10 protein-coding genes are annotated in these 13,597 nt (G+C 71.6%); 7 read left to right on the top strand and 3 right to left on the bottom strand.

Annotated elements, in window-relative coordinates:
- Window positions 1–102: 102 nt before the first annotated feature.
- The 3 genes from ACW4TU_RS08180 (at window position 103) to ACW4TU_RS08170 (ending at window position 2,598) form a co-directional block, all read left to right on the top strand.
- Entirely contained in the window at window positions 103–654 is a 552-nt protein-coding gene (locus ACW4TU_RS08180) for an FHA domain-containing protein (RefSeq protein ID WP_457426120.1), read from the top strand.
- A gap of 163 nt (window positions 655–817) precedes the next feature.
- A complete protein-coding gene (locus tag ACW4TU_RS08175) occupies window positions 818–2,143 on the top strand; it encodes a M14 family zinc carboxypeptidase (protein WP_457426117.1) in 1,326 nt (441 codons plus the stop codon).
- Window positions 2,140–2,598 (top strand): SSI family serine proteinase inhibitor, encoded by a 459-nt coding sequence (locus ACW4TU_RS08170; RefSeq protein ID WP_457426115.1) that lies wholly within the window; start codon window positions 2,140–2,142, stop codon window positions 2,596–2,598. Before ACW4TU_RS08175 ends, ACW4TU_RS08170 begins: the two co-directional genes overlap by 4 nt.
- 61 nt (window positions 2,599–2,659) lie before the next feature.
- Here the strand turns inward: ACW4TU_RS08170 and ACW4TU_RS08165 are convergent, their stop codons facing one another.
- From ACW4TU_RS08165 to glgX, 3 genes are all read right to left on the bottom strand, one after another.
- The gene (locus ACW4TU_RS08165) at window positions 2,660–3,916 is read right to left on the bottom strand and encodes a M14 family zinc carboxypeptidase (protein ID WP_457426113.1); all 1,257 of its coding nucleotides are present in this window, start codon (window positions 3,914–3,916) and stop codon (window positions 2,660–2,662) included.
- 346 nt (window positions 3,917–4,262) lie between these two features.
- A complete protein-coding gene (gene treY, locus ACW4TU_RS08160) occupies window positions 4,263–6,659 on the bottom strand; it encodes a malto-oligosyltrehalose synthase (RefSeq protein WP_457426111.1) in 2,397 nt (798 codons plus the stop codon).
- Between the two features lie 101 nt (window positions 6,660–6,760).
- On the bottom strand, window positions 6,761–8,920 hold the full coding sequence (gene glgX, locus ACW4TU_RS08155; RefSeq protein WP_457426109.1) for a glycogen debranching protein GlgX: 2,160 nt from the start codon (window positions 8,918–8,920) through the stop codon (window positions 6,761–6,763).
- A 190-nt stretch (window positions 8,921–9,110) separates the two neighbouring features.
- Between glgX and ACW4TU_RS08150 the strand changes: the two genes are divergently transcribed.
- The 4 genes from ACW4TU_RS08150 to ACW4TU_RS08135 all read left to right on the top strand — a co-directional run bounded on the left by ACW4TU_RS08150 (window position 9,111) and on the right by ACW4TU_RS08135 (window position 13,535).
- Complete coding sequence (locus ACW4TU_RS08150) at window positions 9,111–9,935, top strand: Tat pathway signal sequence domain protein (protein ID WP_457426107.1); 825 nt, start codon at window positions 9,111–9,113, stop codon at window positions 9,933–9,935.
- A 66-nt stretch (window positions 9,936–10,001) separates the two neighbouring features.
- On the top strand, window positions 10,002–11,330 hold the full coding sequence (locus ACW4TU_RS08145) for a copper amine oxidase (protein WP_457426105.1): 1,329 nt from the start codon (window positions 10,002–10,004) through the stop codon (window positions 11,328–11,330).
- Between the two features lie 114 nt (window positions 11,331–11,444).
- Complete coding sequence (locus tag ACW4TU_RS08140; RefSeq protein WP_457426103.1) at window positions 11,445–12,683, top strand: SAV2148 family HEPN domain-containing protein; 1,239 nt, start codon at window positions 11,445–11,447, stop codon at window positions 12,681–12,683.
- A gap of 129 nt (window positions 12,684–12,812) precedes the next feature.
- Window positions 12,813–13,535, top strand: coding sequence for a 3'-5' exonuclease (locus ACW4TU_RS08135; protein ID WP_457426101.1), 723 nt, complete (start codon window positions 12,813–12,815; stop codon window positions 13,533–13,535).
- The last annotated feature ends 62 nt before the right edge of the window (window positions 13,536–13,597 follow it).

Below are 13,597 nucleotides of genomic sequence, written 5' to 3'. Positions count from 1 at the left end.
TTGAATCTTCACGTTTGCCGGGAGTGTCGTCAGGTCGGCCCAGCGGGCCGCCGTTTCGGCGTTCTGTGGACACCCCGCGCGCGCTGCCCGACAATCACGAACGTGACGTCGTCCTTCGAGTTCCACACGTACCCGCCGCGCCTCTCCGACGCGGAGCGCGACCGGGCGCTGAAGGCGCTCCGGGAAGGGGTCGCTCTCGGTCAGCTCTCGCACGACACGTTCATCCGGAGGATGGAACTGGCGCTGGCCGCCCGCCGGTCCGACGAACTGGCCGTCCTCACCGCCGACCTGCCCACCGAGAACCGCCTGTCCCGCCTGGTGTTCGGGACGGTCGAAGCGGTCTCCGGCTTCACGGTACGGCTGCGCAGGGCCTGGCAGTCGGAGCGGCTCCCCAAGCTGCTGCTGCCCCACCCCGGCAACGGCCACCCGCTGCGGATAGGGCGCGACCCCGCCAACGGCCTGCGACTCACCCACGAGACGGTCTCGCGGGTCCACGCCGAACTCCGGCACCAGGGCGACCTGTGGGTGCTGCGTGACCTCGGCTCGACCAACGGCACGACAGTCAACGGGCGCCGCGTGATCGGCGCGGCCGTCGTCCGGGCCGGCGACCAGATCGGCTTCGGGAACATGGCGTTCCGCCTCTCGGCGGATTGAGTCCACCCGCGCGGGGCTGCTCTTCAGGAGCAGTTCACTTTGCGTGCTGTGGTGTTGACGTACCCCCGGAGTCGTGACTGACTGTGCGTGCACCATGTACACCAAGTGAACCGACGGCCCGCCGTGGAGGTTTGTCCTGTCGTCGCTCCTCCGCTACCCGTCCGTGGACGAGCTGGCCGACCGGGCCGCCGCACTCGTCGCCCGCCACCCCGCCGACGCCCGGCTGCGCACCGTGGGCACCTCGCGCGCGGGCACGCCCCTGTGGCTGCTGTCCGTGGGGCACGGCAGCCGCCAGGCCCTGGTCGTCGCCGGGCCGCACGCCAACGAGCCCGTGGGCGGCGCGACCGCCCTCCGGCTGGCCGAACGGGCCCTGGCCGACCCCGGACCCACCGTCCACGCGGACGCCACCTGGAACCTGCTGCTGTGCCTCGATCCCGACGGCTCGCGCCGCAACGAGGGCTGGCTCGCGGGTCCCTACACCCTCGGTCACTACTTCCGGAACTTCTTCCGGCCCGGCTTCCTGGAACAGCCCGAGTGGCTGCCCGACGGCGCGGCAGCCGCCGCCCTGCCGGAGACCCGCGCACTGCTCGCCCTCCAGGACGAACTGCGGCCGTTCTTCCAGTGCTCGTTGCACGGCGTCGACGTCGGCGGCGGCTTCGTGGAACTCACCCGCGACCTGCCGGGTCTCCCACAGCGCGTCGCGCAGACGGCGGCCCGGCTCGGCATCCCGCGCGAGCTGGGCCCGTACGACACCCTGTACTGGCCCAGTCTGGGACCCGCCGTGCACCGGATACCGCCGCCGAGGCGTGGCGACCTCGCCGCCGCCATCACGGAGGCCGCCGTCGAGTCGACCTGGTTCCATCCGCACCGGTACGGCACGGTGACGGCGATCGTCGAGGCGCCCATGTGGGGCGTGGCCGCCGTGGAGGACGACACGCCGCCCGCCGACGCCGACGCGGTGCTGCGCACCGTCAGTCACACGCTGCGCCACGACACTCGGTATCTGGAGGTGGCCCTCGGACGGCTGCGGCCCCACCTCGCGCGCGCGGCGGACGCGGACCGTCTCCTCGCCCCGGTGGACGACTATCTGCTGGTCTGCCCCGGTCTCGCCGACGCCTGGGACCCCGACACGGACGACGGCACCGCCCGCCCGTTGCCACCGCTCAGCACCGCCCACCTGGCCGCCCTGCGCATCGCCGGGCGGCGGCTGGCGCTGCGTACGGCGGGGCTGCTGCACCAGCTGGCGCGCGAGGCCGGTCCGGGGGCCGCCGACGTCCTGCGCGCGCTCGACCGGCTGATCGACGAGTGGTGCGCCGACTACCGCGACGGCTGCGGGGCGCGCTGGATACCGGTCGCCCGTCAGGTGGAGTACCAGTCGCGGGTGGCGCTCGCCGCGTTCGAACTGGCGGGCCACCGCACGCACGCGGGCTCACGTTCGGGTGAGCCGGGCTGGGGTGCGGGGGCCGGGGTGCCGATGCACAGGGAATGACCCACACGATCAGCAACGGCAACACGAGCAAGCCCGTCCGGATCATCAGGCCCGTCGGCCCCGCGCGAGCGGTACGCGGTGCCCTGCTGGCCGTCGGCCTCCTCCTCGCGGGCTCCACCCCGGCCCAAGCGGTCTCCCAGGAGGACGTCCGGGGCAACTGGTTCTACGTCACCGTCAGCCGGGGCGAGCCGGGCGCCACCGACACCCACGGCACTCTGATGCTGTGCGACCCGCCCCTGGGACACGCGCAGGCGGCCCGGGCCTGCGCGGAACTCGCCGCGGTGGACGGCGACATCGGCGCCATCCCGCCGAGGAAGACCCTCTGCCCGATGCTCTACGCGCCCGTCACCGTGCACGCGGAGGGCGAGTGGAACGGCCGCCCGCGGAAGTACGACAGGACCTACTCCAACGGATGCGAACTGGGGGCGAGGACCGGGGCGGTGTTCGCCCTGTAGGGACCCTCGGGGTGCTCTGGAGGGCGCGCGTTGTCGCCTGACCACCGCCGACTGTTGCCGGCTACCGCCGGGGAGCCCCCTCGCGCGCGTGCCGCGCCGCGGCCACCACCGTGCGGGCCTGGTGCTCGACCTGATGCTCCAGGGGCACCCAGCGGGCCCGGAAGCGGTCCATGAAGGCATCGCTCCAGGCCGCGACCAGGTGTTCGAGGCGCGGTGCCGCACGGTCGTCGGTCTCCCGCAGGACCCGCAGCAGCATCGCGGCGGCCCGCAGCGGCAGCCGGCGGCCGAACGCGTCCACGCTGCCGACGTACGCCATCGTCGTGTCGGCGGGCGGCGTGTGCGTCCAGTCGGCGGCCAGCCCGGGCACCAGCTCCAGCGCCCACTGGGCCGCCCGCAGCAGGGGCCCCTCGGCGCCGGGCAGGCGGGGCAGCGCGTCGCCGAGGACCCGTTCGACCTCCGTGCCGTCCCGCAGCAGGCGGCTGGCCAGCCGCCGTATCGCCGCCGCCGGCGCGGGATGCGGGGCCGGGTCGTCCACCAGGTCGCTCGCCCACATCGGCACCTCGACGACCGCCGTGAGACCGCCGTACCGGTGGGCGTGGTACCAGGTGCTGTGCCGCGCGTCGTCCGGCATGCTCGGGTACGCCACGTCCGAGCCGGGCGCCGGCATCACGTGCACGCCGGGACCCGACGCGGGCCAGCCCGCCGCGTCCGAGGCGCCGGTCTCCACCGGGATGTGCAGCTCCGCCGCCGACTTGGCGAACGGCTCGGCGAGCCCGGGGACGTCCTTCGTCAGCTGCACCCAGCTGCCGCCCACGTCGGTGCCGTGCAGGGTGACCTGGAGATACGGCCGCAGCTCGTCGATGACACCGGTCAGGGCACGGGTCTCCGGCGGCAACCGGTCGGGCGGCAGTACGGAGGGCGCCCACTCCGGCTGCTCGGGCCCGGCGGGCCGGTAGAAACCGAGGTGGTAGTCGAGCAGGCTGCGCGGCGCCGGTGTGACGTGCAGGCTGGCACCGTCCGGGTCCGCGCACAGCAGGAAGTGCCAGGCGGTACCCGTCCGCAACTCGCGGTCGTGCACGGCCCGTTCCGCGAGCGCCAGGAGCGTGGAACCGCCCGTGGGTTCGTTGGCATGGGCACCCGCTACGACCAGCACGGCGTGTCGTGCGTGGCCCACGGACAGCAGGTACAGGGGCCGTCCGGCGCGGGAGGTGCCCACCTGCCTGAAGGCGCACAGGCCGGGCCGGTGAGCCGCCAGCGCCCGGGCGGACGAGACGATTTCGTTCACACTGGGGTAGCGCTGCTCCGGCAGGAGACTCACCCCCGTCTGGTCCACCCTGCGTCGCAATCCGCAGTACCCCATGGCGTCCAGGAACTGTCAAGGAGGTGGTGGGGCGGCTCCAGGGGGCGCCAAGGAGCATTCACCGCCGACGGGAACGTCTTACAGGGACATCTGCCGTGCGGGACGGCCGTACACCGCCCTCCGAGGATGCGAACGGGCGTCGGCGGCCCGGCACCAAGGGGGCGACGGTGCTCACCACCACGCGCTGGTGATCCCGCACGGGCGCCGGGAGCGTGCGCCTCTGTGAGCCGGGCGCTTGTGCACTCACACAGGCGCGCGGCGAAGTTCCGCGCCCCCGCCCCGCCCCCGTCTCCGCCCTCGTCCCTCACTCCTCGCCGACACGCTCCAGCAGCGCCACCGGCAGCCGCGCGAAAAGCTCCTCCACGCGCGCGTGCCCGGTGAACTCCCGTTCCGGAGCCAGCAGATCGGCCCACCGGCCCGGCGGCAGCGGCAACCGGGTGTCGTGCCAGCCGCCGGTGTCAGCCAGCCGCAGGGACAGCCGGGTCACCGCCGTGACCACCTCCCCGGAGCGCGCGAACGCCACACAGTGCGCCGCCCCCGGGCCTTCCGCGACGAGCGGCGTGTACGTCGCCGTGTCGCCGAACACCGCCGGGCGCCGCGCGCGCAGCCGCAGTGCCGTCGCCGTCAGCTCGTCCTTCTCGCCGGGGGCCTCGGGAGGGAACCGGACGGGACGGCGGTTGTCCGGGTCCACCAGGGCCCGGTACTCGCTCTCCGTGCCCTGATAGACGTCCGGTACGCCCGGCATCGTCAGGTGCAGCAGGGCCGCGCCCAGGACGTTCGCCCGGATGTACGGCTCCAGGACGCTCCGCAGCGCGGCCACGTGCTCACCGGGTGCCCCGCACGGGCCCGCCGCCACGAACGCCGCCACCGCCTCCTCGTACGCCGGTTCCTGCTCCGTCCAGGCGGTGTGCAGGCCCGCCTCCCGGACGTGCTTCAGCAGGGCGCCCTGGAGGCGCTCGGCGTCCGCCGGGCCCAGGCCGAAGGCCGTCTGCCAGGCCGCCCACGCCAGCTGCGCGTCGGGCACGCCCGCACCGGAGCGCGTGACCTCCGCGAGGACGTCGGCCCAGCGCTGCGGGCACTCGGTGAGCACGGCCAGTGCCGCGCGTACGTCGGCGCTGCGCTTCGTGTCGTGCGTCGACAGCACCGTCCCCGTGGCCGGCCAGTCGCGCTGCACGCGCGCGCAGTAGGCGTGGAAGTCCTCCGGGGCCACCGCGGGACTGCCCGGGCCGCCGCCCACCTCGGTCGCCGACAGCAGCGGCACATAGCGGTAGAACGCCGTGTCCTCGACGGACTTGGCCCGCAGCGCCGACGAGGTCTGCGCGAACCGCTCCCGGAACTCCACCTGCTCGGGCCCCACAGTGTCCTTGCCGTCGGCCCGCCCGAGCAGCAGGTCCCGTACGACGTCCACGGCCCCGCCCTCCTCCGGGACGGTGAACGCCTGCCGGGCCTCCGCCGCGGCCTCCTCGGTGACCACGGAGGCCGTGTCCCCGGGGGTGTAGGGGCGGTAGACCTCCATGCGGACCAGCAGTTCGCGCAGCGCGGTACGCAGGGCCCAGGGGGCGCGGTCGCGCAGCGCGGGGTCCGGGGAGGCGGCGCAGAGACGGTCCGCCACGCGGGTCAGCCGCTCCACCTCGGTGGCCAGCTCGTGCGTCACCACCTTGTACGCGGCCCGCCGTACCGTCGCCTCCCAGTGCCCGCCCCGGTCGGCCTGAGGGGCCGCGAACCGCCGGTACTGGCCGAGGAGCTCGCCCGCGCCCGCCGGGTCCGTGAACAGACCGTCCAGGTGCCGCAGGGCGTCGTAGCCGGTGGTCCCCGCGACCGGCCAGCCGGCCGGCAGGTGCTCTCCGTCGGCCAGGATCTTCTCGACCACCGTCCAGCGGCCTCCGCTCGCCTCGTGCAGACGGCGCAGATATCCGCCCGGGTCCGCGAGACCGTCCGGATGGTCGACCCGCAGCCCGTCCACCACCCCGTCGGCGAGCAGCTCCAGCAGCTTGCCGTGCGTCGCCGCGAACACCTCGGGGTCCTCGACCCGCACCCCGATCAGCTCCGAGATGCTGAAGAAACGCCGGTAGTTGAGCTCGGTGCGCGCCAGCCGCCACCACGCCGGGCGGTACCACTGGGCGTCGACGAGCTGCGGCAGCGGCAGCTCCTCGGTGCCCTCGCGCAGGGGGAGGACATGGTCGTAGTAGCGCAGGACGTGGCCGTCGTACCCCAGGTGCGCGTCCTGCCAGTGCTCGACCTTCAGCTGGTCCCACACCGTGCCGAGCGGCTGCCCGAGCACCGGCAGCAGCAGGCGCCCACCCTGCGCCTCCCAGTCGATGTCGAACCACCGCGCGTACGGTGACCCGGGGCCCTCCCGGAGCACCTCCCACAGGGGGCGGTTGTGACGCGGGGACATGGCCATGTGGTTGGGCACGATGTCCGCGACCAGGCCGAGACCGTGCTCCCGCGCGGTGCGCGCCAGCGCGCGCAGCCCGTCCTCGCCGCCCAGTTCACCACGCACGCGCGTGTGGTCCACGACGTCGTATCCGTGCGTCGACCCCGGGACGGACTCCAGGAACGGCGACAGATGCAGATGCGAGACGCCGAGCGACGCCAGATACGGCACGGCCGCCGCCGCGGCAGTGAACGGGAACGCGGGCTGGAGTTGCAGCCGATAGGTCGCTGTGGGCACGACCGGGTCAGGACGCTCAGGTGTCATGGGAACCTACGTACCCGCCCTACCGCCTTTCGTGTCATCGACTCCCGCGGACGGCCGCCGAAAACGGCCCTCCACGCGCGCGTGGAGGGCCGTAGGACGGACTAGGCCGGACGTTGGAGCACCGTCAGGCTGTGGTCCACCAGGGTGAGACGGTCGCCCGCCGCCACCTTCGCGCCCGTACCCGGTGCCACGCCCTCCGGGCGGGCCGTGTCGACCACGACCTGCCACTGTCGGCCGTGGTTGACCGGCACCACGAACTCCAGGGTCTTCGGCGAGGCGTTGAACATCAGCAGGAACGAGTCGTCGGCGATGCGCTCCCCTCGGGAATCCGGCTCCGAGATGGCGTTGCCGTTGAGGAACACGGTCAGCGCGCCCGCCTGCGCAGAGTTCCAGTCGCGCTGGACCATCTCCTCGCCCGCCGGAGTGAACCAGGCGATGTCCGACAGGTCGTCGTGGGTGCCCTCCACGGGGCGGCCGTGGAAGAAGCGCCGTCTGCGGAAGACCGGGTGGTCCTTGCGCAGCCACACCATCGCGCGCGTGAAGTCCAGCAGTTCGGCGGAGCCGGAACCGGAACCGGATTCGTCGCCGTTGCCGTCCCCGTCCCCGTCCCCGGCGCCGGGCCACGGGACCCAGGAGATCTCGTTGTCCTGGCAGTACGCGTTGTTGTTGCCGCCCTGGGTGCGCGCGAACTCGTCGCCGTGGCTGATCATCGGCACGCCCTGGGACAGCATCAGTGTCGCGATGAAGTTCCGCAGCTGGCGCGCCCGCAGGGCGAGGACGTCGGGGTCGTCGGTCTCGCCCTCCGCGCCGCAGTTCCAGGACCGGTTGTGGCTCTCGCCGTCCCGGTTGTCCTCGCCGTTGGCCTCATTGCGCTTCTCGTGGTAGGACACCAGGTCGTTGAGCGTGAAACCGTCGTGGCAGGTCACGAAGTTGATCGAGGCCAGCGGACGGCGGCCGTCGTCCTGGTAGAGGTCCGAGGAGCCCGTCAGCCGGGACGCGAACTCCGCGAGCGTGCGCGGCTCGCCCCGCCACATGTCCCGCACGGTGTCGCGGTACATGCCGTTCCACTCGGTCCACAGCGGCGGGAAGTTGCCCACCTGGTAGCCGCCCTCGCCCACGTCCCACGGCTCGGCGATCAGCTTCACCTGGGACACCACCGGGTCCTGCTGGACCAGGTCGAAGAACGACGACAGCCGGTCCACCTCGTGGAACTGCCGGGCCAGCGTGGCCGCGAGGTCGAAGCGGAATCCGTCGACGTGCATCTCGGTGACCCAGTAGCGCAGCGAGTCCATGATCAGCTGGAGCACGTGCGGGGACCGCATGAGCAGCGAGTTCCCGGTGCCCGTGGTGTCCATGTAGTAGCGCTGGTCCTCGGCGAGCCGGTAGTACTGCGCGTTGTCGATGCCCCGGAAGGACAGCGTCGGGCCGAGGTGGTTGCCCTCCGCGGTGTGGTTGTAGACCACGTCCAGGATGACCTCGATACCGGCCTCGTGCAGCGCGCGCACCGCCGACTTGAACTCCAGCACCTGCTGGCCGCGGTCACCCCAGGACGCGTACGCGTTGTGCGGGGCGAAGAAGCCGATCGTGTTGTAGCCCCAGTAGTTGTTCAGGCCCATGTCCACCAGCCGGTGGTCGTTCACGAACTGGTGCACCGGCATCAGTTCCAGGGCCGTGACACCCAGCTTGGTCAGGTGTTCGATGATCGCGGGGTGGGCGAGCGCCGCGTAGGTGCCGCGCAGCTCCTCGGGCAGCGCCGGGTGGCGCATCGTCAGGCCCTTCACATGGGCCTCGTAGAGCACCGTGTGGTGGTACTCGGTGCGCGGGCGCCGGTCGTCACCCCAGTCGAAGTAAGGGTTGACCACCACCGACGACATGGTGTGCGGCGCCGAGTCGAGGTCGTTGCGCCGCTCGGGCTCGTCGAAGTGGTAGCCGTACACCTCCTCGCCCCAGGTGACCGAACCGCTGATCGCCTTCGCGTACGGATCGAGCAGCAGCTTCGCCGAGTTGGTCCGCTGGCCGTGCTCGGGCGCGTACGGACCGTGCGCCCGGAAGCCGTACCGCTGCCCCGGCATCACACCGGGCAGATACGCGTGCCGGACGAAGGCGTCGCTCTCCCGCAGCTCCACCGCGGTTTCCGAGCCGTCGTCGTGGAGCAGACACAGCTCGATCCGGTCGGCGGCCTCCGAGAAGACCGCGAAATTGGTGCCGGCGCCGTCATACGTGGCACCGAGTGGGTACGCCTCTCCTGGCCAGACCTGCATGTGCTCGACTCTCTCAGTTGTGGTCCATCGCTGGGGCCTACTCCACTCCGAGTCTCCCCGAAAGTGATGGAACCACCTACGACTTACGTCCCTCTTACCGGTCGACCAGTGCGTACCCGCATACCCGGGTATGTCAAAACAATTCTTCTTCACGTACTCCCTGGGCTGCGAGGGGGAGTAAGGGGACAACGTGCGCAAGATCGTGCGCCGCCACCTGGGCAAGGTGGTGGCGGGTACGGGGATCGCGGTGGCCGGTACGGCCCTGATGGTCGCCGTGACGCTGCCGGGGTCGGCGGGGGCCGACGAGTCGGGCGGCACCGGCACCGCCGGGAACGCCGCGAGTACGGGCGGTGGCGCGGGACAGTCCGCGCAGGAGCAGGCCGCGGTACAGCCGGGGGTCGTCGAACAGGTCCCCGCCGAGGGCGAGAAGGGCGAGGGCCGTGACCCGCTGACCGACGGCGAGATGGCGCGGGTCGAGCGGATCGTCCTGAACCGGCAGCTCCTCGACTCCAGTGAGAACGTCGAAGGCGGGCGCGGCCCGCAGCGGATCGGCATCGACCTCGCCGACCCCGAGTCCGCCGAGACCGGCGACCCGAACGCGCCCCGGCGCGCGGACGTGTCGTACTACGACTACAAGGACGACACCCTGGTCACCAGGACCGTCAACCTCGACACCGGCAAGGTCGAGCGGACCGGCACCCAGCACGGCGTACAGCCGCCGCTGAGCCGCGCCGAGACGACCGAGGCGACGAAGCTCCTGATAGCCGACCCGCTGGGCGCGGGCCTGAAGGCCGACTACAAGGACGCCACCGGCACGGAACTCACCTCGCCGGACCAGCTGCTCGTCAGCAGCATGGTGTACCGGGCGACTCCGGGCGCCCAGCCCGCCGAACTCGACACATGCGGCGACCACCGCTGTGTGCGGCTCTTTCCGAAGGTGAGGAACGGGGCGTGGATCGACGCCCGTTCACTCGTGATCGACCTGAGCGCCCGCAAGGTGACCAGGCTCCGCTGACCCGGGCCTTTCGCACCCTCGCCACTCTCCAGACCCTCTTCTCTCCTCCCAGGGAGTCTCTTCGTCATGCGTGTCAACAGAAACAGCCGTACCCGGGGACGGGCGACGGCCGGACTCGTGGGCCTCTGCGCGGTCGCGCTGTCCGCCGGCCTCACCACGGCGGCGGGACCGGCCGCCGCCCAGCCGAAGGCCGGCCCCGTGCCGCCCGCCGAGTGCAGCGCGCCCTACCGCATCGAGCAGAAGCTCGCCACCGGCACCACCTGGCGGATGTGCTGGCGCTACGAGAGTGAGGCCGGGCTCGTCCTGGAGAACGTCTCGTACCAGCCCCCGGGCGAGTCCCAGCCGATCAAGGTCCTCAACTCGGCGAAGCTCGGCCAGATACACGTCCCCTACGACGACGGGAAGGCCGAGTACAGCGACCTCACCCAGGCGGGCTTCGGCCAGGGACTGATGAACATGGCGCCCGGTGAATGCCCCGGCGGCACCATCAGGACCGTGAAGGTTCCCGAGGCCTGGGACCCGGACAACGCCAACGTCAAGGGCCTGTGCACCACGACCCGTTCGCGCGGCCACGCCTACCGCATGCAGAGCGACACCGGGAACAAGGTCTGGCAGACCCAGGGCAAGGACCTGCTCGTCTACACCGTCAACCAGGTCGGCTGGTACGAGTACATCACCGAGTGGCGCTTCCAGGACGACGGCACCGTCAACATGAACGTCGGCGCCACCGGCAGCCTCTCGCCCGACGACTACGACGCGGGCGACGGCCGCGGCTGGCCCCTCGGCAAGGGCGCCAAGGCGTACGCCACCAGCCACAGCCACAACGTCTTCTGGCGGCTCGACTTCGGCCTCGACGGCTCCTCCAAGGGGAAGGTCGAGCAGTACGACTCCGTGGTCAGCCCGCCCGCCGCCGGCCAGGAGGGGCCCACCAACAAGACGACCCGCACCCAGGTCAAGAAGGAACTCGCGGGCGACGCCAAGAACATGCGCTGGTGGCGTGTGGTCAGCGCCACCGGCAAGAACAAGGACGGCCACGCGCGGTCGTACGAGATCGTCCCCGCCGCCACCACCAAGTACCCGGGCCGCAGCTTCACCCGGCACGACGTCTACTTCACCGAGTACAACAAGTGCGAGCAGTTCGCCAGCGACAACCTGGGCGACTGCGGGGCCGGAGCCAAGAAGTCCGTCGACGGATGGGTCAACGGCCAGACCCTCACCCACCCGTTGGTCTGGGTGAACGTGGGCTTCCACCACATAGCCCGGGACGAGGACCAGCAGCCCATGCCCGTCCACTGGCAGGGCTTCTCCATCGTCCCGCGTGATGTCACGGCTATGAATCCGCTCACTCCCGCCGGGCTGGCCAACCAGAACGGGCATGTCGAAAGCGGTAGTTGAGAAACGACCCTGTCCATCCTGCTGCACCGTCGACCGCTCCCGGAGTACCCTTCCTTGATCGTTGGCCGGGATCGGCCACGGGGAGAGCTCGGGGGAGCGGAAGGCGGTGCGCGGGTGGGCTCGGGAGGGCTGGAGCTGCCCCCTGGTGACGAGGGTCACGAGGGGAACTCCACAGAGGTCCCGCCCGGCGCGGTGTCCCTGGCACGGCCGATGGAGACGGGTTCCATCGGCCCGGAACTGGACTGGGACGCCGAGGCCTGGCACGAGGTGCGTACGCGCGCGCAGCGGGCCGGCCGGGCCTACATCTGGCTGAACCTGGTCGAACAGCGGCTGCGCGCGGTCGTGGCCGCCGTCCTGCGCCCCATCTACGAACCCGTCCACGGCGACGAGTGGGTGGTCGCCGCCGCCGGACCGGCCGGCCAGGAGTGGGTGCAGCGTGCGGTCGCCGTACGCGAAGTCAGCCGCCGCAAGGGCTACTTGCTCGACCCGGCCGACGACAACGTCCTCAGCTTCCTGACCCTGCCGCAGCTGCGCGAGCTGATGGTGCAGCACTGGCCGTGCTTCGAGCCGTACATCGACGAGCGCAGGGACGTCGAACTCGCCCTGGACGAGCTGGAGGTCACCCGCAACGTCGTCTCCCGCAACCGGGCCCTGTCCGAGGCCGTCCTGAACCAGGCCGAGCGGGCCTCGGGCAAGCTCCTGGAGACCCTCGGCACGGGCGGCGACGTGCCCTCCGCGCGCCGCCTGCCGGTGGACGCGGTCGAGGACCTGGTCGGCGAACGGTACGGGGACGTGGTCGCCGTACACACCGACCGCGTACGGCTGATGCGCCAGTTCCCGGCCGAGGACATCTTCGGCGGCGCGCGGCGCCTCGACGCCATCGGTATCGGCCTCAACCTGCTCGTACAGAACTTCTCCGGGCGGCGGCTGGTGCGGCTGGCGGAGTCGGGCTGCCGGGTGCGGCTGCTGTTCCTGAACCCCGCGTCCAGTTCGGTGAAGCGGCGCGAGCGGGAACTCGGCCTCAAGCGGGGCGAGTTGAGCCGGGCTGTGGAGATGAACATCCTGCACATGCGCCGGGTGCGGTCGAAACTGCGCGACCCCGGTGCCTTCGAGATCCAGGTGTTCGACGAGACGCCCCGCTTCACCGCCTACCTCGTCGACGGGGACGGCTCGGACGGGGTCGCGATCGTGCAGACGTATCTGCGCCGGACGCGGGGGATGGAGGCGCCGGTGCTGGTGCTGCGGGGCGGGAGCCGGTTGGTCAAGCCGGGCGAGGCGGAGGAGAGCGGCCTTTTCCCGACATATCGCGAGGAGTTCGAGGTGGCCTGGGCGGATTCGCGCCCGGTGTCCTGACTTGTTCGACCTCTCCGGCCTGCTCGTCTTCCGTAAGCGGAACGCGGTCCTCTGATTGTCAGTGGCTCGTGGGATCGTGGAGACCACTGGGGGAAAGCACCACCAAGAAGGCAAGAAGGGGGGCCGGGCATGGGCTGGCACCATGAGCTGCTGATCGGTTTCGACCTGGAGACGACAGGGACGGACCCGACCGAGGCACGCATCGTCACCGGCGCGGTGATCGAGGTGAGGGGCGGTGAGCCGCTCGGCCGCCGGGAATGGCTGGCCGATCCGGGAATGGAGATCCCGGCGGACGCGGTGGCCGTGCACGGCATCACCAACGAGCGCGCGACCAGCGAGGGCCGACCGGCCGACCAGGTCGCGGACGCGATGGCGGACGTGCTGGCGACGTACTGGAAGACAGGTGTACCGGTGGTCGCCTACAACGCGAACTTCGACCTCACCCTGCTCTCCGCGGAGTTGCGACGGCATGGCCTGCCGTCCCTGCGGGAGCGGCTGGGCGGTCTGGAGCCGGCGCCCGTGATCGACCCGTACACGATCGACCGCTCCGTCGACCGCTACCGGCCCGGCAAGCGCAACCTCGAAGCGGTGTGCAGGGAGTACGGCGTCTCGCTGGACGCGGCTCACGACGCGTCGGCGGACGCGTTGGCGGCGGCGAGGCTGGCGTGCGCGATAGCCGAGCGGCATCCCAAGGTCGCGGCGCTCGGGCCGGTGGAGCTGCATCGGCGTCAGATCGAGTGGTACGCGGAGTGGGCGGCGGATTTCCAGAGCTTCCTGCGGCGCAAGGGGGAGGCTGACGCGGTGATCGACGGGACGTGGCCTGTGCGGGAGGTGGTGGGCGGGGTGGTTTGAGGGGGAGTTTTCCCACCCACCCGCCGGTTTCCAGTCCGTTTGCCGGGTGCCCTCGAACTTCT

This window comes from Streptomyces kryoterrae, from assembly GCF_054072135.1.
This window is presented reverse-complemented; position numbering and strand designations above follow the sequence as displayed.